Source organism: Aeromonas sp. QDB11, assembly GCF_027705265.1.
GTDB classification, from domain to species: domain Bacteria; phylum Pseudomonadota; class Gammaproteobacteria; order Enterobacterales; family Aeromonadaceae; genus Aeromonas; species Aeromonas allosaccharophila.
On sequence record NZ_JAPDBM010000019.1, the window covers coordinates 1 to 20,352 of the forward strand.

Annotated in this window: 17 protein-coding genes, 6 tRNA genes and 3 pseudogenes; 10 read left to right on the plus strand and 16 right to left on the minus strand. The window is 57.2% G+C overall.

Going from position 1 to position 20,352, the window contains the following annotated elements; genetic code table 11:
* Together OKC40_RS08520 and OKC40_RS08525 are read left to right on the plus strand one after the other, a co-directional pair.
* On the plus strand, positions 1–183 hold a 183-nt coding region (locus OKC40_RS08520), incomplete at its 5' end, for a hypothetical protein (protein WP_270794808.1).
* Positions 140–1,291: an IS30-like element ISAhy3 family transposase gene (locus OKC40_RS08525; RefSeq protein WP_234606359.1), complete on the plus strand. Its 1,152-nt coding sequence runs from the start codon at positions 140–142 to the stop codon at positions 1,289–1,291. The genes OKC40_RS08520 and OKC40_RS08525, both read left to right, overlap by 44 nt.
* Before the next feature lie 12 nt (positions 1,292–1,303).
* On the opposite strand, the pseudogene OKC40_RS08530 reads toward OKC40_RS08525, so the two are convergent.
* Positions 1,304–1,549: pseudogene (locus OKC40_RS08530) on the minus strand (transposase); the annotation flags it as partial.
* Positions 1,550–1,659: 110 nt separating this feature from the next.
* Here OKC40_RS08530 and OKC40_RS08535 point away from each other — a divergent pair.
* From OKC40_RS08535 to OKC40_RS08545, 3 genes and pseudogenes are all read left to right on the plus strand, one after another.
* Positions 1,660–1,920: pseudogene (locus tag OKC40_RS08535) on the plus strand (transposase); the annotation flags it as partial.
* A 223-nt stretch (positions 1,921–2,143) separates the two neighbouring features.
* The gene (locus tag OKC40_RS08540) at positions 2,144–3,490 is read left to right on the plus strand and encodes an IS110 family transposase (RefSeq protein ID WP_270694461.1); all 1,347 of its coding nucleotides are present in this window, start codon (positions 2,144–2,146) and stop codon (positions 3,488–3,490) included.
* Positions 3,491–4,393, plus strand: a pseudogene (locus OKC40_RS08545) (IS3 family transposase); the annotation flags it as partial.
* Here the strand turns inward: OKC40_RS08545 and OKC40_RS08550 are convergent.
* From OKC40_RS08550 to OKC40_RS08560, 3 genes are all read right to left on the minus strand, one after another.
* Entirely contained in the window at positions 4,386–4,724 is a 339-nt protein-coding gene (locus OKC40_RS08550; protein ID WP_270794810.1) for an integrase arm-type DNA-binding domain-containing protein, read from the minus strand. The pseudogene OKC40_RS08545 and the gene OKC40_RS08550 overlap by 8 nt on opposite strands.
* A gap of 281 nt (positions 4,725–5,005) precedes the next feature.
* Positions 5,006–5,081, minus strand: a tRNA-Asn gene (locus OKC40_RS08555).
* Positions 5,082–5,083: 2 nt separating this feature from the next.
* A tRNA-Asn gene (locus OKC40_RS08560) sits at positions 5,084–5,159 on the minus strand.
* Positions 5,160–5,646: 487 nt separating this feature from the next.
* Here OKC40_RS08560 and dauA point away from each other — a divergent pair.
* Both dauA and OKC40_RS08570 read left to right on the plus strand, forming a co-directional pair.
* Positions 5,647–7,383 (plus strand): C4-dicarboxylic acid transporter DauA, encoded by a 1,737-nt coding sequence (gene dauA, locus OKC40_RS08565; protein ID WP_270794812.1) that lies wholly within the window; start codon positions 5,647–5,649, stop codon positions 7,381–7,383.
* Between the two features lie 183 nt (positions 7,384–7,566).
* Positions 7,567–7,654: transfer RNA gene (locus OKC40_RS08570), tRNA-Ser, on the plus strand.
* Between the two features lie 285 nt (positions 7,655–7,939).
* Here OKC40_RS08570 and OKC40_RS08575 read toward each other — a convergent pair.
* The 8 genes from OKC40_RS08575 to OKC40_RS08610 all read right to left on the minus strand — a co-directional run bounded on the left by OKC40_RS08575 (position 7,940) and on the right by OKC40_RS08610 (position 14,299).
* The gene (locus OKC40_RS08575; RefSeq protein WP_270794814.1) at positions 7,940–8,662 is read right to left on the minus strand and encodes an AcvB/VirJ family lysyl-phosphatidylglycerol hydrolase; all 723 of its coding nucleotides are present in this window, start codon (positions 8,660–8,662) and stop codon (positions 7,940–7,942) included.
* An 11-nt stretch (positions 8,663–8,673) separates the two neighbouring features.
* Entirely contained in the window at positions 8,674–11,211 is a 2,538-nt protein-coding gene (gene mprF, locus OKC40_RS08580) for a bifunctional lysylphosphatidylglycerol flippase/synthetase MprF (protein WP_270794815.1), read from the minus strand.
* Between the two features lie 152 nt (positions 11,212–11,363).
* Complete coding sequence (locus tag OKC40_RS08585) at positions 11,364–11,546, minus strand: hypothetical protein (RefSeq protein WP_076494658.1); 183 nt, start codon at positions 11,544–11,546, stop codon at positions 11,364–11,366.
* Between the two features lie 54 nt (positions 11,547–11,600).
* On the minus strand, positions 11,601–12,926 hold the full coding sequence (rstB, locus tag OKC40_RS08590; protein WP_111809658.1) for a two-component system sensor histidine kinase RstB: 1,326 nt from the start codon (positions 12,924–12,926) through the stop codon (positions 11,601–11,603).
* Positions 12,927–12,947: 21 nt separating this feature from the next.
* Entirely contained in the window at positions 12,948–13,658 is a 711-nt protein-coding gene (gene rstA, locus OKC40_RS08595) for a two-component system response regulator RstA (RefSeq protein ID WP_111809657.1), read from the minus strand.
* 323 nt (positions 13,659–13,981) lie between these two features.
* Positions 13,982–14,057, minus strand: a tRNA-His gene (locus OKC40_RS08600).
* A 51-nt stretch (positions 14,058–14,108) separates the two neighbouring features.
* Positions 14,109–14,185: transfer RNA gene (locus tag OKC40_RS08605), tRNA-Arg, on the minus strand.
* A 37-nt stretch (positions 14,186–14,222) separates the two neighbouring features.
* Positions 14,223–14,299 (minus strand) — tRNA-Pro (locus OKC40_RS08610).
* Between the two features lie 213 nt (positions 14,300–14,512).
* Between OKC40_RS08610 and folD the strand changes: the two genes are divergently transcribed.
* On the plus strand, positions 14,513–15,367 hold the full coding sequence (folD, locus tag OKC40_RS08615; RefSeq protein ID WP_042062215.1) for a bifunctional methylenetetrahydrofolate dehydrogenase/methenyltetrahydrofolate cyclohydrolase FolD: 855 nt from the start codon (positions 14,513–14,515) through the stop codon (positions 15,365–15,367).
* A 117-nt stretch (positions 15,368–15,484) separates the two neighbouring features.
* Here the strand turns inward: folD and cspD are convergent, their stop codons facing one another.
* Positions 15,485–15,703, minus strand: coding sequence for a cold shock-like protein CspD (gene cspD / locus OKC40_RS08620; protein WP_005300025.1), 219 nt, complete (start codon positions 15,701–15,703; stop codon positions 15,485–15,487).
* 229 nt (positions 15,704–15,932) lie between these two features.
* Between cspD and clpS the strand changes: the two genes are divergently transcribed.
* Together clpS and clpA are read left to right on the plus strand one after the other, a co-directional pair.
* The gene (gene clpS / locus OKC40_RS08625) at positions 15,933–16,250 is read left to right on the plus strand and encodes an ATP-dependent Clp protease adapter ClpS (RefSeq protein ID WP_005337111.1); all 318 of its coding nucleotides are present in this window, start codon (positions 15,933–15,935) and stop codon (positions 16,248–16,250) included.
* Between the two features lie 59 nt (positions 16,251–16,309).
* Positions 16,310–18,565, plus strand: coding sequence for an ATP-dependent Clp protease ATP-binding subunit ClpA (gene clpA, locus OKC40_RS08630; protein ID WP_042657877.1), 2,256 nt, complete (start codon positions 16,310–16,312; stop codon positions 18,563–18,565).
* A gap of 68 nt (positions 18,566–18,633) precedes the next feature.
* Here the strand turns inward: clpA and infA are convergent, their stop codons facing one another.
* From infA to aat, 3 genes are all read right to left on the minus strand, one after another.
* Positions 18,634–18,852: a translation initiation factor IF-1 gene (gene infA, locus OKC40_RS08635; RefSeq protein ID WP_005300033.1), complete on the minus strand. Its 219-nt coding sequence runs from the start codon at positions 18,850–18,852 to the stop codon at positions 18,634–18,636.
* Between the two features lie 68 nt (positions 18,853–18,920).
* A complete protein-coding gene (locus tag OKC40_RS08640) occupies positions 18,921–19,637 on the minus strand; it encodes an arginyltransferase (protein WP_088869181.1) in 717 nt (238 codons plus the stop codon).
* A complete protein-coding gene (gene aat, locus OKC40_RS08645; protein WP_270794820.1) occupies positions 19,634–20,341 on the minus strand; it encodes a leucyl/phenylalanyl-tRNA--protein transferase in 708 nt (235 codons plus the stop codon). Before aat ends, OKC40_RS08640 begins: the two co-directional genes overlap by 4 nt.
* Between the last annotated feature and the right edge of the window lie 11 nt (positions 20,342–20,352).

Below are 20,352 nucleotides of genomic sequence, written 5' to 3' on the forward strand. Positions count from 1 at the left end.
GGTAACGACACTGTACCGGCCGAGTCGGGAGGTTATGAACGCGTACCTTTCCTTGACTCGCTGGCAAAGTACGCGGCTGTAGATTCAATTGGTCAACGCAACAACCATGTGAAAACATGCAGTTGCGGAGGATTGTTGAATGAAACGAACATTTACAGCAAAGGAAAAAGCGTTTGTTTTTGATCTGTGGAAGCGCGGTACTGGCTTCAGTGATATAGCAAAAATCCTGAATTCAAAACCCGGTACAATTTTCACCATGTTGAGAGACACTGGAGGCATCAAACCAACCGAGCGTCGCCGAGCAGTAGCTCACCTGACGCTATCCGAACGTGAGGAGATTCGAGCCGGTCTTTCTGCAAAGATGAGTATCCGTGATATAGCGCGGGCCCTTAACCGCTCTCCATCAACAATATCTCGGGAAGTTCAACGCAACCGTGGCAGACGCTATTACAAAGCTGTTGATGCTAATAATCGCGCTAACCGTATGGCTAAAAGACCCAAAGCATGCCTTCTCGAACGGAATTCGCGACTGCGAGAACTGGTGCTGGAAAAGCTCGAGTTGAAATGGTCTCCAGAGCAGATATCGGGGTGGCTCAAAAGAACGATGCCTCGCCAGAAAGCGATGCAGATCTCTGCCGAAACGATCTATAAAACGTTGTATTTTCGTAGCCGGAGTGCGCTGCACCATCTGCTTGTCAAGCATCTACGTCGTTCTCACAGCCTGCGTCATGGGAAACGCCATACCCGCAAGGGAGAGAGGGGGACCATCAATATAGTGAACGGTATTTCAGTCCATGAGCGCTCCAGACACATCAATAATCGACGAACTTTTGGTCACTGGGAAGGCGACTTGGTTTCCGGCACTAACAACTCCCACATTGCCACGCTAGTAGATAGAAAGTCGCGCTACACCATCATTCTCAAGCTAAGTGGAAAAGATGCTGGTTCTGTGAATCAAGCAATTACAGAAAAATTTAAGACGTTGCCGCGTAAGCTCAGACAGTCGCTGACATGGGATCGCGGCATGGAACTGGCCAAGCATCTGGAGTTTACTGCAAACACTGGGGTGAAGGTTTACTTCTGTGATCCCCAGAGTCCCTGGCAACGGGGGACGAATGAAAACACCAATGGGCTGATCCGACAATACTTCCCCAAAAAGACATGTCTTGCCCAATATTCCCAGCAGGAGCTGGATAAGGTTGCAGCCCAACTAAACAGCAGGCCGAGGAAGACCCTGAAATTTAAAACACCTAAAGAAGTTATTGAAAAGGGTGTTGCGTTGACAGGTTGAATCTACAGCGGCCTCCTTTAGGATATTGCGCTCCTCGGTGACCTGGCGCAGTTCGGCTTTCAGGCGGCGGATCTCGGCTTGCAAGGCAGACTCTTCGAGCTGCTGGTCAGCAGGCTTGCCGTACTGCCTGAGCCAGGCATACAGACTGTGGCTGGATACCCCAAGGGCTCGTGCAACGTCAGCCACCGGCCGTCCGCGCTCGGTGATTTGTTTAACGGCTTCGATTTTGAATGTTTCTGGATAACGCTGACGGGTCATAACACCTCCAATAGTTGCCTCATTTTAAGGCTGTGAGGTGTCTAGGGAACTGGGGGCGATTCAGACACCATTTTAGGTGGTAGAGTCGCCACCATGACCTGAGGTGTTCAATGACAAGATTACGTCGCTCATTTACTGCCGAATTCAAACTCGAAGCCGCATCCCTGGTGCTCGACCAGGGATATTCTGTCCCCGAAGCCAGCCGTTCACTGGATGTCGGTGAAACCATACTTCGCCGCTGGGTTCAGCAACTGCAATCCGAACGAACCGGCACCACGCCTATCAGCAAAGCGCTGACCCCGGAGCAGCAGAAAATCCAGGAGCTGGAAGCCCGCATCCATCGGCTCGAGCGCGAAAAGGACATTCTAAAAAACCGCCTCCCCGGCACTCCGTGGCCCATGGAATTAGAAACACGTCCACTACACTGATCTCACCGGACAGTGGTCGTTTGCTTTTTGGAGGCTGAGTCCCCGTCAAAAAACCTGACCCAGGGGAAGCTGCGGACCCGTGAGTGGTGGCACCTTGGTGACCCCGTTTAGGAATGTGATCGAATCCGAGTCCCCGTCCGGCACTATTTGTGATGGAGGGGTATTCATGAAAAAGCACAATACAGAACACGGTTTGCCGATCATCCATGCCCGCGCCGCGGGCATCGATATCGGTTCGCGGTTCCATGTGGTTGCGGTGCCCACTGCACTCGCCGAAGAACCAGTGCAAACCTTTCAGGCTTTCACGGCAGACCTGGAGCGCATGGCTGCTTGGTTGGTCGAGCTTGGGATCACCACCGTGGCAATGGAGTCAACGGGCGTGTACTGGATACCAGTGTACGAGATCCTGGAGACCCATGGCTTACAGGTCATCTTGGCTAACGCCAGGGATGCCCGGGCCGTACCTGGACGCAAAACCGACGTCAACGATGCGCAATGGATCCAGCGCCTGCATGCTTGCGGTCTACTGCGCGCCAGCTTCCATCCTGAACGGGAGATCGCCGCGCTGCGCAGTTATCTGCGGCTACGTGAACGTCACCTCGATTACGCTGCGGCCCATATCCAGCACATGCAGAAGGCGCTAACTCACATGAACCTGCAATTGCAGCATGTGGTGAGTGACATCACTGGCGCCACCGGTATGCGGATCATCCGTTCCATTGTCGCAGGAGAGCGAAATGCCACAATGCTCGCCGCCATGCGCGACCAGCGCTGTCAGTCGAGCGTCGAAACTATCCAGCGTGCGCTGGTTGGCAATTACCAGCCCGAGCATGTGTTTGCCTTGAGTCAGGCACTGGCCATGTATGACGCCTACCAGGCCCAGATTTCTCTCTGTGATGAACAGATTGCCCAAAGCTTGCAACAACTCTCTCGTGGCAAGCCCCGTCCCAGCGAAGCGCTACCCAAGCCTCGCCACCGTACCCGGCAGCCGAACTCACTCAACTTTGATGTGCGCACCTTGCTCTATCAACTGGTCGGTATCGATCTGACCCAGATCCATGGCATTGGCCCTTACCTGGCACTGCGTTTGGTGGCCGAGTGTGGAACGGATCTGAGTCGCTGGCGAACAGCCCAACACTTCACCTCATGGCTGACACTGGCTCCGGGCTGCCGGATCAGTGGTGGCAAGGTGTTGTCAGCTCATACTCGCAAGACCAAGAATCGAGTGACCGCCCACCTACGACTGGCAGCGGTGACCATCGGCAGAACAAATACAGCGCTGGGGGCATTCTACCGACGGTTGTCTGCGCGCATCGGCAAAGCGAAGGCGGTTACCGCCACGGCCCGCAAGATTGCGGTCTTGTTCTACAACGCCATGCGTTTTGGTATGGAATATCAGGATCCCGGTGCCGATCACTACGAGCAGCAGTACCGCGATCGGGTGGTCAAGGGATTGCACCGTCGGGCCGCCGAGTTTGGTTTCACCCTACAGGCAATCGAGGGTGTTTCTTAGGAAGGCTACGGCTCTCTTGATGACGGACGAGTTCACACGTACGCGCTGATAGACCAATTAAGAGAGCAAGCCCCCATTACCCTGGTCTGCTGCGCTTTCGATGTTCCAACATCCTGTTTTTACGACTATCTGGCTCGCAAGCGGACGATTAACCGTGAGCGGATACAGCAACGCAGCGAGTTGCGCCGGTTGTTCAAAGAGAGCCGAGGCTCGGCAGGCAGCCGCACCTTGATGTCGATGATGCGGGAGTTGGGGTATCAGATTGGTCGATTCAAAGTACGTAACCTGATGAAGGAAGCCGGGCTGGCATCCAGGCCGCTGGGCGCACACCGTTATAAGGTGGCACAGTCTGAACGACCGGATATTCCCAATCTGCTGGCCCGCGAATTTGATGTCCAGCAACCCAATCAGGTGTGGTGTGGCGATATCACTTACGTCTGGGCCGGTGGTCACTGGCATTACCTGGCCGCAGTGCTCGACCTGCATACCCGGCGGGTCGTGGGCTGGGCGATGTCTGACAAACCAGATGCAGAATTGGCAATAAAAGCACTGGAGATGGCCTATCAGCTGCGAGGTTGCCCATCCGGTGTGCTGTTTCACTCTGACCAAGGTAGCCAATACGGCAGTCGGGCATTTCGGCAACGACTGTGGCGCTATCGCATGACCCAGAGCATGAGTCGGCGTGGTAATTGCTGGGATAACGCACCGATGGAGCGATTGTTCAGAAGCCTGAAGTCAGAGTGGCTCCCGGCAACGGGGTACATGGGTCTGCGGGAAGCAAAGCGGGATATCAGTTATTACCTGATGGTTTACTACAACTGGCGGCGTCCACATCAACACAATGACGGGATACCGCCAGCAAAAGCCGAGGTTCGGCCTAACCAAGTGTCCGGATTTAGTTGACCACTACAAAGGTTGCTGAGTTTGCTGCCTGTTGGTCAGCCGCAGCCTGAGCTTGTTCATCTCGGTGAGCTTTCGGATCGATGCCTTGAGCTAGAAGGCTGCGAGCGCCTTGCCTTAATTCTCGAGCCTTGGCGAGGGGGACTTCGGGATAAGAGCCGAAGCTCATATTGGTCCGAGTTTTATCTGCGGGCCGATAGTACTTGAACACCCAAAGTTTGGTACCTTGCACAGAGACTCGCAATTGTAGCCCTTCACCATCTGACAGGGTGTAGTCCTTTTCTTTGGGCTTTGCCGCCTTGATTTTGCTGTCGCTCAGCAGATCTTTAGCCATCTCATTATCCTCCTTGATGATGACTGACGTGGTACCAGCGTTGACTATGTTTGCCTTGTTTTGGTACCACGAGTTGTGCTGGTGGTACCAGCATCAACAATGACACTAATACAACGAGAAGCGCCAATGAAAATTGGCGTTGGTGTTCGCTGGTACTATTCATGGTACCAATGACCCCGGTCCTTGGCGAACTTCGCCGAACTATTTCGGACAACAAAAAACCCGCAAGCCTTTCGGAATGCGGGTTTCTGGTCTTTCTCGTTCCTTCTCGGAACAGTATTTGGCTCCCTCGACAGGACTTGAACCTGTGACATACGGATTAACAGTCCGCCGTTCTACCGACTGAACTACGAGGGAATTGGCTCCTCCTACTGGACTTGAACCAGTGACATACGGATTAACAGTCCGCCGTTCTACCGACTGAACTAAGGAGGAATTGCCTGTCTCGTTAAGACGGGGCGAATATTAATGACCAGGGAGGCGGGTGTCAACCCGCGAACTCCCTGAAAACCGGATTTTCGGACTGTTTGCCCAAAAGTTGCGCTTTGCGGTTTATTTTCAGCACAATCAGTCCCTTGCCATCACCTTGGCCAACCGGTGCAGGGTGGATTTGTTCGGTTCGCATCAACCTGATGATGCCAGCATGATGTCGCGAACGTGCTGACAATTAATTGAGGCTCAAATGGTAATCTTTGCGGCTAAAAGAGGGAGAGCAGGAGTCAAGATCGGCGATTTGGCGGCAAATAGGCCAAATAAGGGGTCAGAATGCTTTTCATTGATCCTGCCCATCGAAAAAATGGCCAGTCTGGAGTAAGGTTGCGCAGGATACCATCGCCGCGTCGACAGCCCTGCCGGCCCTTGATGATGATCGGGCGCCGGATCTCTCCGGCCTTTATCTCCCTCTTCTGGTATTACGATATACATGCACAAGCAAGCCTCTTTAAATAGCGTGAAGCTCGCCATCGCCTTACGCCAGTCCTGTATTGATGAACCCTACAGCATGGCCCGCTTCGGCCGTGATCTTATCGCCGGTGTGACGGTGGGCATCATCGCCATCCCGCTCGCCATGGCGCTGGCCATCGCCAGCGGTGTGCCGCCGCAACACGGTCTCTATACCGCCATCATCGCCGGTATCGTGATCGCCGTGACCGGTGGCTCCCGTTACTCCATCTCCGGCCCGACCGCTGCTTTTGTGGTGATCCTCTATCCGGTCGCCCAGCAGTTCGGGGTCGGTGGCCTGTTGATGGCGACCCTTATCTCCGGCCTCTTTCTGGTGGCGATGGGGATGGCCCGTCTTGGCCGCCTCATCGAGTACATTCCGCCGTCAGTGACGCTGGGCTTTACCGGTGGTATTGCCATCGTGATCGCCACCTTGCAGATCAAGGACTTCTTTGGTCTGAGCGTGCCCGAGATGCCGGAAACCTATCTGGGCAAGGTCGAGGCGCTGGCCGCCGCCCTGCCAAGCTGGCAGTGGGGCGATACCCTGGTGGGGGTCGCAACGCTGGCCGTGCTGCTGCTCTGGCCGCGGCTGCGTCTGCCAGTGCCCGGCCACCTGCCCGCCGTGCTGGTCGGGGTGGGCCTGGGTTTTGGCCTCCATTACTTTGGGGTGGATGTGGCCACCATCGGCAGCAAGTTCAGCTATACCCTGGCCGATGGCAGCCAGGGGATGGGGATCCCCCCCATCGCGCCGACCCTGGTGATGCCATGGGCCTTGCCCGGGCCGGATGGCGCCCCGGTGGCGTGGGATCTGGCCGCCCTTGAGCGGTTGCTGCCTGCCGCTTTCTCCATGGCGATGCTGGGGGCGATCGAATCGCTGCTCTGCGCCGTGGTGCTCGATGGCATGACCGGTCGCAAACACAGCTCCAACGCCGAGCTGGTGGGGCAGGGGCTTGGCAACATCTTCGCCCCCTTCTTTGGCGGCATTACTGCCACCGCCGCCATCGCCCGCTCTGCCGCCAACGTGCGTGCCGGGGCAACGTCACCCATCTCGGGGGTCGTCCATGCGCTGGTGGTGCTGGCCGCCATTCTGGTGCTGGCCCCCTGGCTCTCCTGGTTGCCGCTTTCGGCCATGGCTGCGTTGTTGCTGATCGTGGCCTGGAACATGAGTGAAGCGCACAAGGTGGTGGAGCTGATCCGCCGCGCCCCAAAATCCGATGTGCTGGTGCTGCTGGTCTGCTTGTCGCTCACCGTCATCTTCGACATGGTCATTGCCATCACCTTCGGGGTGATCCTGGCGTCCCTGCTCTTTATGCGTGAAATCGCCAAGATGACCAAACTGCACGATTTGGCCGAGCACAAGCGCTATGCCCATGAGGTACCGAACAACGGCCTGCTCTACAAGATCAACGGCCCGCTTTTCTTCGCCGCGGCCGAACGGGTCTTTGCCGAGCTGGAAGCACAAGTCAAAGGGCACAAGGTGCTGGTATTGCAGATGGAGGCGGTCTCCATCCTCGATGCGGGCGGCCTGTCAGCCTTCCTTCAGTTTGGCAAGCTGATGGCCAAAGCCGGTGTCGAGTTGCGAGTGGCCGAACTGCAGTTCCAGCCGCTCAAGACCCTGGCCCGTGCCAAGGTGCGACCACAGCCCGGCAAGCTGGAGTTTTACGGTTCGCTGGAAGAAGCGCTCAAAGGTGAACATTTGCACGAAGCGGCGGTAAATTGATTGAAAGGGATACGAAACGGCATATTTTTGGTCACTTGGTTCGGTAATTGAGCAAGCGAACGCAAAAAGTAAAAAATTGCATTGACCAAAAGCCATCGTATCCCTTACATTACGCCCCGTCGCCGCGGCATGGCCCGCAAGCGAATGTGCAGCTCAAGCACACAAAGCAGTGAGCAAAAATTTGGTGAGGTGTCCGAGTGGCTGAAGGAGCACGCCTGGAAAGTGTGTATACGGCAACGTATCGAGGGTTCGAATCCCTCCCTCACCGCCAAATTGCAAAGCCCTGATGGAAACGTCAGGGCTTTTTGTTTTATGGCGCAATCCCAGCGTGGTTGCTGGCATAAGAATGCAAATCTTCATTCTTGATAGCGCATCTGGCTGAGCCGCTTTGGCAATCGCAGTGAAAAGTTGCAGTGACCTTGACGCCGTACCCAAGCTTGTTCCTGTCAAACTTTCCGCCGAATTTAGTAAAATGGCCTCTCGCAAGAGAGGCCCTTTTAATTACTCGCTGATTTGTCTTGATTGGTGTTTATAAGGCATTCCATGGTGATACCGGTTAACGCTCCACAGGCCGTGGATCCGGTAGCAGGTTCAGCTGGTTGGTGATGGTGTCGTAGAGGTGGATGTAGTTATCGTCAAAATGATGTCCTCCCGGCAGGGTGACGGTCGTGACGTTGGGTTGGTTGAGGAGGGGGCAGAGACGGTCGCCGTCGTCATCATCGGCACCTTGCAGGCAGAGCATCGGCAGGTCGCGGATGGTCTTCACTTGCGGTTCGGTCGGGTAGCTGCGTGCCTTGTGGGTCAGCATGTCGCTGACGTGGATCTCGAAGTCCGAGCTGGTGGAGGGGGAGAGCATCACGGCCCCGACCAATTCCTGACGATAGTGCTCCGGCAACCGGTTGATGACGAAGGGGACAATCTCGGCACCAAACGAGAAACCGACCAGCAGCCAGCGGGGGCGATGCCAGCGCGCCTGATAATCATCGAGGATCCGTTCCAGATCGGCGGTCACCTGCTCCGGGGTTTTCTTCTTCCAGTAGTAGGTGAGGGAGCTCCAGCCCACGACCGGCATGCCGTGCAGCTGAAACTGGGCGCTCAACCCCTTGTCGAGGGCTGCCCAGCCGCCATCGCCGCTGAGAAAGATCACCATGGGGGCGTCCGATGGCTGCTTGACCGGCAGCTCAATCAGGCTCAGGTCATCCTTGACCGGGGCGGCGTGCGCCGCAAAAGATGAAACGGGCAGTACGAGACTGAGTAACAGCAATATCAAGGCTCTCATTGGCCATGCTCCTATTTCTTGATCAGCCCCAGCGGGCCGCGGCTAATCAGGGTGATCAGGTGAGTCAGGGTTCTGGGCAGTACCAGCTTGCTGCTGCAGAGCAGGTAGCGGGGTTCCCAGCGGGGCGAAAATTTCTCCTTGTAGCGTCTGAGCCCCTGGAAGTTGTAAAAGCGGCTGCCACGGACGAACAGGGTATTGCCAAGGCGGGCCCAGTAGCCGTTGAGCGGGTGATCGTTGAAGCCGGACATGGGGGCCATCCCCAGATTGAAACTGGCGTACCCCTGCGCCTTGCCCCACAGCAGCAGCTCGACAAAGAGAAAATCCATGATGGGGGCGGTGCAGGTATCCAGGCTGTAGCGCATCAAATCGATGGAGAGCGTCTCCTTGTTGTCGCTCACCCAGAGGTTGGCAAAGCCGACGATTTGCCCCTCCTGCCACACCAGCGCAGCCGGGCTCAAGGTCAGGTAGTCAGGCTCGAAACGGCCGACCGAGAAGCCCTTCTCCTTGCCCATCTTGCTCTGCAGCCAGCTATCGGAGACGGTCTGCAACCTGGGCAGCAGGGGGGCCACGGTACTTGCCTCGACCACCTCGAAGGTCAATCCTTCCCGTTTGCCCTTGGCGTGGCTCTGGCGCAGGTTGCGCAGCCGGCTGCCCGCCAGATCGAAGGTAGCCAGATCGACCATCGCCTCTTCACCGAGCTTGAAGGGGATCAGCCCCAGCTCCAAATAGAACGGAAGATAGCGGGCCGAGACCTGATAAAAGACCGGATTGGCGTCGTGCTCGTCGCACCGCTCGCGAAATTGCCAGAGCAGCTCTTCGATCTGCTCGGGGCGGCCGACGGGATCCCCCATCACAATCCAGCTGTTGCCCTCGATGCCATACATCAGGAAGGCGTCGCCGGCGGGATGGAACAGCAGGGACTTGTCCTGCAACTGGGCCAGATAGCCGTGGATCCCCCCTTCGCGCAGTACCAGCTCGTGGGCGCGCGCCAGCGTCTCTTTGTCCGGCTTTTCACCGACCACGCGCAGCGGCGCAAGCAGCTGGGTAACCCCGGCTACGGCCAGCACGGCTACCACGCTCCCCATGGCGCGCAGGCCGCGGGCCGCCCCGCCGTGGGGTGAGAAGTGGAACCAGAGGGCGTGGTCATACTCCACCTGACGATAGGAGAAGAGCAGCAACCACAGCGCCCCCAGCAGCACGGCGCCGACCGAGATGAGCCAGCCCGGGGTGTATTGGGGATAGAGCAGCGACCCCTTGCGATAGAAGAGCGGGCGACAGGGGGTCATGATGAGCAGGAAGCTGCCGAGCAGCAGGGCAGACTCCCAGTCGCCGCCCTTGAGCAGGGAGAAGGCGATCCCCAGTGCCAGCAGTAGCTGAGTGATGCGAAATGCGGCGTCGTGACGGCGATAGAGGCTGCGCGCCAGCAGGATCAGGAGAATACCGCTCACGCTGCCGAGCACGTGGGAGAGCTCCAGCAGATGGAGCGGCAGCACCTGCAACCACACTTCGATGCGACTGCGCATGGTCGGGATCATCCCCGAGCAGAGCAGCAGGCTGCCGGCGGCGAAGGTGCCCATGCTGATAAGGGCGGGTAGAAATTCGCGCACTGCGCTCATCAGCCCCTGTAGCCGCTGCCAGCGCAGCATCTCCTGACTCGCAAAGAGCAGCAGGGCACAGAGAAAGGGAAGCAGGTAATAGATGCAGCGGTAGAGCAGCAGTGAGGCGAGCAGCTTGTCGGTTGGCAGATAGTTAGCCAGCAGCAGGCTCATGCTCGCTTCGAATATTCCGATCCCGCCCGGCACGTGGGCCAGCACCCCGAGGAAGCTGGCCAGCACGAAGGCACTGAGTAGCACGGGGTAGGGAACGCTATCAGCGGGCAGCAGCACAAACAGCACGGCGGCGGCGGCTATCCAGTCGGCCAGCGCGACCAGCAGTTGCAACAGGCGCACCCGAAAGCCCGGCAGGGTCAGGCTATGTTTTCGCCAGAAGAGACGGGGTGTGGGCCAGCAGAGGTAGCTGGCTACCAACAGCAGTGCCATCACGCCCGCCAGCCTGAGCAGGGTATCTGCCCACTGCGGCCAGTCAGGCAGCAGCTGTGACACATCGCAGGTCAGTAGGGCGCCACCTCCCCACGCCAACAGGCCGAGGAAAAAGGTGATGGAGCAGAACAGCACCACGCGGGCCACTTCTCCGGTGGCGAGCCCCAGTGCGGAGTAGAGGCGATAGCGTACCGAGGTGCCGGTCAGCAGGGCAAATCCCAGGGTGTTGGAGAAGGTGTAGGCGATAAAGGAGGTGATACTGACCTGTTGCCAGGGAAGGCGCTTGCGCAGCGCATGGAGTGCCAGCATGTCATAGCTGCAGAGGCAACCATAACTGAGCAGAGTCAGCAACAGGGCGCCCGCCAGTCGCGGCAGGGGTTGGGACCAGATGGCCATACGAATGTCGTGCCAGTGCCATGCCTGAGTCAGGTGATACAGCACGGTCAGTGCGGTGCCGAGCAGCAGCAAGCTGCACAAGGGGCCGAGCCATTTAAGCAGATGACGCCACATGCCATGTTCCTGTGGTCATAGACCGTTTCCCACAAAGGGGGGCCGGGTCGTGGATCCGGTTTGGACGAGGGAGGCGCTCGTCGTGAAAATTTCGGGAAGATATAGAAAGGGAGGCGTCAGCCTCCCTCTGTGCTATCCAGTGACCGGTTGGATCACTTGGTTTTCGGCGCGACTTTGACGGCAGGGGTCTTGGCGTGGGTGGTTTTATGGTGTTTTTTCACCACCTTGGTCTGGGTCGCCTGTGGTGTGGCAGTCTTGGTCGGGGTGGCCGCCATGGTGAAACCGGAGGTGAGGGCGAAGACGGCTGCCAGGGTCAGGGGAATGATCTTTTTCATGTTCAATTTCCTTATTCGGGTTGATGTTATGGAGCGTTCTCCATGACCGTCATCCTATGACGGTTGCGGCGGTCCTTCAGTGAGCGGTTGGTGACGGTTTGTATCCAAATGTACAGGCAGGGTGAGGCAGAAGCGGGCGCCGTGGTCACTGGTCAGCAGCGTCACATCCCCCCCGTGATGACGGGCAATGCTGCGCACGATGGCCAGTCCCAACCCGGTGCCGCCGGTGCGGCGATCCCGGCTCTGATCAAGGCGTACGAACGGCTCGAAGATCTGGGACGCCAGCGCCGGATCGATCCCCGGCCCATCGTCGCTCACCTCCAGCAGATAGTTATCCTGCAAGCGCGAAAGCGAGAGGGTGACCCGGTTTTCGGCATAACGCAGGGCGTTGCCGATCAGGTTCTCCACCGCACGCGTCAATAGCCGTTGATCGCCGCACCAGGGCATGTAGCGTTGCGGCAGATCGAGGGTGAGCTTCTTTTCGGGGGCCAGCGCTTGCCAGTCGCCGAGGTGATGCTCTGCCCAGCTGCCCAGCTCCAACTCATCCCGTTGCAGCGGCAGCTCGGGTCTATCCAGCCTGGCGTAAGTGAGCATCTCTTCGATCAGGGCGTCCAGCGCTCCCAGATCCCGCTCCAGCGCCAACTGCTCCTGCTCGGCAGGGGCTGGCTCCAGCATGGCAAGCCGATAGCGCAACCGGACTAACGGGGTGCGCAACTCGTGGGCAATGGCATCGGTCAGCTGCTTGCGGCTGGCAATCATGGCCTGCAACTGGCTCGCCATTTGATCGAAGGTGCGTCCCACCCGGGCCAGACTACTGCCCGGTGGCAGATTGGTTCGGCAGGAGAGATCCCCATCGCCCACGCGACGTGCGGTCTGCTCCAACTGCTGCAAGCCGCGCCAGTGGGGGCGTAGCCACAGCAGGATCGGCAGGCCGAGAGAGAGGCCGATCACCAGCAGCAGTCCCACATCGACCCAGTGCAGCTCATGCAGGTAGGAGAGGTAGGGGACGGGGCCGACAATCAGTACCCGGTCGGTATCGGGAATGCGCTGCAGGAAGGTGTCATCCTCCTCGACGATGACGATGTTGCCGGCGGCCAGAAACGCCTGATCCTCGCTGGCCAGCGGCTGGCGTGTCAGCTCGCCGATCTTGAGGGGGAGGGTAAATTGACTGCTCTGCTCGGCCAGTCGATCTGGCCAGCGCTCGGGCGGGGTTCTTGCCAACTCGCCGGTCAACAGGCCAAGGGAGCCTTGCATCATGCGTTCGAGATAGCGATCGCCCGCCCGCTCGGCGGTCACCTGATAGACCACGCCAACCAGCAGAATGGCGAGGGTGAAGCAGCCGATCAGCAACAGATAGAACTGGATAAAGAGACGGCGCATGGCGGTGCTCCCGAAAGAGGGTTATTCCCAGGCGTGGGGGACAAACAGGTAGCCTTTCTGGCGCACCGTCTTGATCCGGGTCGGGTTGTCGGGGTTATCACCCAGTTTTCGGCGCAGGCGGGAGATGGCCACATCCATGCTGCGATCCTGACCGTCATACTCCCGGCCGCGCAGACTGCGAAAGAGGGCTTCCCGACTCAAGATTTGGCCCGCGTGGCAGGCAAGCTCCCACAGCAGATCAAAATCAGCGGTCGAGAGGGCAATGCTCTCGCCATCGAGCCGCACATCTCGCCCCGGGCCATCGACCCGCAGCCGACCAAATTGCAGCTGCTGGGGAACACTGCTGGTGGCGACGGGTTGGGTTGATGCTTGCTGGTGCTGGCGAAACTGCACCCGCAACCGGGCCAGCAGCACCGGCGGCGGCGTCGTTTTGAGGATGTAGTCGTTGGCGCCCAGCTCCAGACTCAGGATCTGGTTCATGTCGCTGTCCAGCGAGGTGAGCATCACGATGGGGCCGTCGAAGCGCGGCCGCAGATCCCGACAGAGGGACATGCCATCTTGCCCCGGCAGCATGATATCGAGTAGCACCAGATCGGGCTGTTCGGCCTCGACCCGGGCCAGCGCCATGTCCCCTCGGGGCTCGAGGATCACCTCCATATCGTGGCGACCGAGCCAACTGCTGATGAGCTGGCCAATCTCGGGATCATCTTCGACGAAAAGAATGCGTTGCATAGAAAAGCTCCAACGGGAAGCAGGAGAGAAGAAGAGCGTTCAGCATATCAATGGTGCTTGGGAAATACAGAAAAAGAACCGAGCAGGCTGGTGTGCGGGGAAGCGTGGCCGTGTGTATCGACGGGGAGGCGCGAATCGTGACAAATGGGCGGAGCCGCGTTTATCGATCTGAAGGATGGCCTTGCAGACAAGGCAAGGTGCTGTCGTGTGCAAACGTGCGCAAAAACAAAAAAACCGGCCAAGGCCGGTTTTCGTGGTGCAGGTCAGAATGTCTCTGCACTAGGTCGATTGACATCGCCTTGCGGCAATCATCGACAGAATAATGGGGTGGCTGATGGGGCTCGAACCCACGACAACCGGAATCACAATCCGGGACTCTACCAACTGAGCTACAGCCACCACTGAAATCTTCATCAACGCTCGCCAATCCAAAAGGAAGGGGAGAATCAATGGCGCGCCCTGCAGGATTCGAACCTGCGACCCACGGCTTAGAAGGCCGTTGCTCTATCCGACTGAGCTAAGGGCGCTCTGTATCAACACGTCTTGACGACGAGTCGATGAACATGGTCGGTGATAAAGGATTCGAACCTTTGACCCTCTGGTCCCAAACCAGATGCGCTACCGGACTGCGCTAATCACCGAAAATCCCTGACCAGCATAGCGACAAGCGTCGTACTGGGCAACGGGCGGGCATCATAGCCAAGCGTACGGGCCAGCGTCAACGTATTTTTCCCCCAGTAAATTCAAGTGCCTACTTATTGCCCGCTACAGGTCTGGCGTGCGTCTGCCGCTAACACCCCGGCTAAAAAAATGCGACAATGCGCGGCAGTTGAACACATGGTGAGTGGAGAACGATGTCTGCCAAAATCATAGATGGAAAACAGGTTGCGCAAACGATTCGCAGCCAGGTCGCGGCGCAGGTCCAACAGCGGTTGGCGGCAGGGAAACGGGCTCCAGGGCTGGCAGTCATTCTGGTGGGGGCGGATCCCGCTTCTCAGGTCTATGTCGGCAGCAAACGCCGGGCGTGTGAGGAGGTGGGTTTTCTCTCCCGCTCCTATGACCTGAGTGCAACCGCCAGTCAGGAAGAGTTGCTGGCGCTGATCGACCAGTTGAATGCAGATAGTCACGTAGATGGCATTCTGGTTCAGTTGCCGTTGCCGGATCACTTCGATACCACTCAGGTGCTGGAGCGGATCCATCCTGACAAGGATGTTGACGGTTTCCACCCCTATAACGTAGGCCGTCTGGCCCAACGTATTCCGGCGTTGCGCCCCTGCACCCCGAAAGGGATCATGACGCTGATTGAGACCACCGGCGTGAAGACGCATGGTCTGCATGCGGTCGTGGTGGGAGCCTCCAACATAGTGGGGCGTCCCATGACCCTCGAATTGCTGTTGGCGGGCTGCACCACAACGACTTGTCACCGCTTTACCCGGGATCTGGAAGATCAGGTACGCCGTGCCGATCTGCTGGTTGTTGCGGTCGGCAAGCCCAACTTCATTCCGGGCGAGTGGATCAAACCGGGCGCACTGGTGATCGATGTGGGCATCAATCGCCTGGCTGATGGTTCACTGGTCGGCGATGTGGAGTTTGAGACGGCGCGCAGCCATGCCTCCTTCATTACCCCGGTACCCGGTGGCGTGGGCCCGATGACGGTAGCCAGCCTGATGGAAAATACCCTGATCGCCTGCAGTGAATATCACGACTGATCGTGACTGGCGATAACCCTGTGATCCAGTGAGGAGGCAGGACGCGCCAGAAATCTGACAATAAAAAACCGGTTGCTCAAAGAGGAACCGGTTTTTTATTTATCCAACGGGTGTTATTTACATATTTTGTGCTTCGTTTGGCACAATCACAGAAGCGTGATTTCCTTTCGGCCCCTGTTGCAGTTCAAAATTGACGGCCTGACCCGCTTTCAGGGTCTTGTAGCCCTCCATTTGAATCGTGGAGTAGTGAGCGAAGATATCCTCACCGCCCCCTTCCGGACAGATAAACCCAAATCCTTTTGCGTTGTTAAACCACTTAACTGTGCCGGTTGCCATACTTCTACATCCTTTTATTGATTACCCAGAAGTCGTTGAGTAACCTGCGCCAGCCCTTTATAACTAGGGACATAAGCCCATAGCAGATGGGCACAGATTAGCAAGTAACCAATCTAGTCCAACTTTTGAGCGAGTCAAGAAGTTGTTAACAGCTGATGTGATCTGGTTAACAAGTCTATTGACAACCTTGTGTTAGACGGTAGTAATCTAGAGGTACCAAAGCGCGATTATGAGCAAGCAGAAAGAACTCTTTGCTAATGAAGAGATTGCAGAAGCAGAGAAAACAAAGCTGCAGCCGCCACCCATGTATAAGGTTGTGTTGAACAACGATGACTATACGCCGATGGAGTTTGTGGTGGAGGTGCTGCAAAAGTTCTTTGGTATGGATTTGGACAAGGCGACTCAGGTCATGCTGAGTGTGCATTATAGTGGTAAGGGTGTCTGCGGCATGTTTACTGCAGAGATCGCCGAAACCAAGGTTGTCCAGGTCAACACCTATGCACGTAACAATGAACATCCACTGCTCTGTACTATGGAAAAGGCTTGAATCTGATGACTTGATGGCGAGTGTGACACCACATTGTAGCTGTACTAGGGGAGGTGCCTATGTTGAATAAAGATCTAGAAAAGACGCTGAACGAGGCGTTCAAACTGGCCCGTGACGAGCGCCACGAATTCATGACTGTCGAGCACCTGTTGTTAGCCCTTCTGGATAACAGTTCAGCCCATGAGGCGCTGAGCTCCTGTGGTGCCGATGTCGAGCAGATGCGCAAGGAGATCCGCGCATTTATCACCCAAACTACCCCGCTCATTCCGCGCGATGATGAAGATCGTGAAACCCAGCCGACACTGGGCTTCCAGCGCGTGTTGCAGCGTGCCGTCTTCCATGTGCAATCCTCCGGCAATACCGAAGTCAGCGGCGCCAACGTGCTGGTCGCTATCTTCAGTGAGCAGGAGTCACAAGCTGCCTATTTCCTGAAAAAAGCCGAGATCAGCCGTCTCGACGTCGTCAATTTCCTCTCCCACGGGGTGCGCAAGGATAACAAGCCGGATCTCGGCAGCAATAACAATCCCGAGTCTGATGATGATGTCTCGGCCGCCCAGATCGAGAGCTTTGCCACCAACCTGAACCAACTGGTGCTGGAGGGGCGCATCGATCCACTGATTGGCCGTGATCAGGAGCTCAACCGTACCATTCAGGTGCTCTGCCGCCGTCGCAAGAACAACCCGCTGCTGGTGGGTGAAGCAGGCGTGGGCAAAACCGCCATTGCCGAAGGGCTGGCCTATCGCATCGTCAAGGGTGATGTGCCAGAGGTGATTGCGGGCAGCACCATCTATTCGCTGGATATGGGTTCTCTGCTGGCGGGCACCAAATACCGTGGTGATTTCGAGAAGCGCCTCAAGGTACTGCTCAAGCAGATTGAGCGTCAGGAAGGTGCGATCCTCTTTATCGACGAGATCCATACCATCATCGGTGCCGGCGCGGCATCCGGTGGTCAGCTGGATGCGGCCAACCTGATCAAGCCGCTGCTCTCCAATGGTTTGCTCCGCTGTGTGGGATCCACCACCTATCAGGAGTACGCCCAGATCTTCGAGAAAGACCGTGCGCTGGCGCGTCGCTTCCAGAAGATCGATATCGTCGAGCCGACTATCGATGACACCACGCGTATACTGATGGGGCTCAAGAGCCGCTACGAGGCTCACCATGGGGTGCGCTACACCGCCAAGGCGATCCGGGCGGCTGCCGAGCTCTCTGCCAAGTACATCAATGATCGTCACTTGCCCGACAAGGCTATCGATGTGATCGACGAGGCAGGGGCCGGTCAGCGGTTGCTGCCAGCGAGCAAGCGCAAGAAAGTGATCAATGTGCAGGAGATTGAGTCCATCGTAGCCAAGATTGCCCGCATTCCGGAGAAATCAGTCTCCTCCTCTGATAAAGAGGTGCTGAAGCACCTGGAGCGCAATCTCAAGATGGTGGTCTTTGGTCAGGACAAGGCCATTGAAGTGCTGGCTGATGCGATCCGCCTGTCACGCTCGGGCCTTGGCAACGAGCGTCGCCCGGTTGGTTGCTTCCTGTTTGCCGGTCCTACCGGTGTCGGTAAAACAGAGGTGACCCAGCAGTTGGGTAAAGCATTGGGTGTCGAGATGCTGCGCTTTGATATGTCCGAGTACATGGAACGCCATACCGTATCTCGCCTGATTGGTGCGCCTCCCGGCTATGTCGGGTTTGAGCAGGGTGGTTTGCTGACCGATGCGGTGATCAAGCATCCCCACTCGGTGGTGTTGCTCGACGAGATTGAGAAGGCTCACCCGGATGTGTTCAACCTGCTGTTGCAGGTGATGGACAACGGTACCCTGACCGATAACAACGGGCGCAAGGCAGATTTCCGTAATGTGATCCTGGTAATGACCACCAACGCCGGTGTGCAGGAGACCCAGCGCAAGTCGATTGGCTTCCAGCAACAGGATTTGAGCCACGATGCCATGGCGGTGATCAACAAGACCTTCAGTCCGGAGTTTCGTAACCGGCTTGATCACACCATCTGGTTCAACCATCTCGATATGACGGTGATCCATCAGGTGGTCGACAAGTTCATTGTCGAGTTGCAGGTTCAACTGGATGCGAAGGGAGTCTCTCTCGAGGTGTCCGAGCGTGCCCGCCACTGGCTGGCAGAGAAGGGATATGACAGAGCCATGGGTGCCAGACCGATGGGTCGGGTGATCCAGGAGCACCTCAAGAAACCCCTGGCCAACGAGATCCTGTTCGGTTCACTGGTTGACGGGGGGATAGTGAAGGTTGAGTTGGTAAATGACAGCCTCAGCTTTGATTTTCAGGTCAATGTTGAAGCTGTTTCCCACTAAGCGTCAGTGATCAGAAAACGACAAAAAACCCCAACCGACAGGTTGGGGTTTTTTGCTGAATTCCTGGCTTAGCGAGAGCGGAAAACAATACGTCCCTTGGAGAGATCGTAGGGAGTCAGTGCTACCGTTACTTTGTCTCCAGTCAGGATACGAATGTAGTTTTTGCGCATCTTGCCTGAAATATGAGCGATAACCACGTGACCATTCTCCAGTTCCACACGGAACATGGTATTGGGCAGGGTTTCGAGAATAGTGCCCTGCATCTCAATACTGTCTTCTTTAGCCATTGAATCCTCTTGATAAGCCACAACAAAAAACCGCTGGATCATGCCGGATTTAAGGCTATGTGTAAAGTTTACTCGGGCTTGGTGTCGATATTTTTCCATTCCCCCTGAATTAACAGCTCATGGGGGAGGTAATTGCGCTTGTAATTCATCTTGCGGCACGCCTCCACCAGATAGCCGAGATAGAGCCAGCTTCGTCCGGTTCGCCTGGCCAGATCAAGCTGGCAGAGGATCGCAAAAGTGCCCAGGGAGCGATCGGCATAGTCCGGATCGAAGAAGGTGTACATGGCGCTGAGGGAGTGGGGCAGCAGGTCTGTGGTGGCCACGCCGATAAGACGGCCCTCCTTGCGCATCTCCAGATAGAGCGGCGGCATCCAGTCACAATGGAGAAACCCGCGATACTGGCTGCGGTTGGGGGGATACATGCTGCCATCGTGATGGCGTTCACGGATATAGCGTTCGTAGAGCAGGTAATACTCGGGTTTGTCATCGTAGCTCAGGACGATCTCGATATCTTTGTTGAGCTGGCGGATCCGCTTCTGGCCACGGCTGGGACGAAAGTGCTCGCTGTGAATACGAAGGGACTGGCAGGCATGGCACGCCGGGCAGTGAGGACGATAGATGTCGTTGCCACTGCGGCGAAAACCGGCAGTCAACAATCGCTCGTAGCCGTTGGCATTGAGCAGATTGTGATCCATCAGCACCAGCAACTGTTCCTGCTCATGATCCAGATAGCTGCAAGGATGCTTGGGGGTCAGCCCAACCTTGAGGATCACTTCTTCAGTCATAAGCTGATCTCTCCCTCTTGCCAGCAGGAAGCCAACAGTGGTTGATGGCCAAGGCGCGCCAGCTCGGCCAGAAAACGGGCCCTTGGCCATTCCTCGATACCCAGGGTCGCCAGAAACGGGTTTTGCATCTGGCAATCGATGAGGGCGCCGCGATGGCGGACGAAGTGGCGACAGAGTGCCACCATGGCCAGCTTGGCGCCGTTATCGATGCGGCTGAACATGGATTCACCGCAAAACAGTCGGCCGATAGAGAGGCCATACAGTCCCGCTTGCAGTTCTCCCTCCTGCCAGATCTCGATAGAGTGGGCATGACCCAGCCGGTGCAGTTGCTGGTAGGCCTCGATCATGGGTTGGCTGATCCAGGTGCCATCAGCGGTGCGACGAGGGGCGGCGCAGGCGGTGATGACTTCATTAAAGGCGCGATTGACGGAAATATCGAATGGGGTACGGCGGATAATCTTCTGGAGTGTCCGCCCCACATGGAGTAGGTCTGGGCGGATCACTCCGCGGGGATCCGGTGACCACCACAGGGTCGGCTGGTGGGGTTCATTCCACGGGAAGATCCCCTTGTGGTAAGCTGCCAGCAATCTGGCAGGGGAGAGATCCCCGCCGATCGCCAGCAAGCCGTTGGGCTCTTCCAGCGCATGGCTGGGGTCGGGAAACCAGCAAAGCTCATCATCCAGTTGGGTAAGATAGCGAGACATAAGGCAACGAG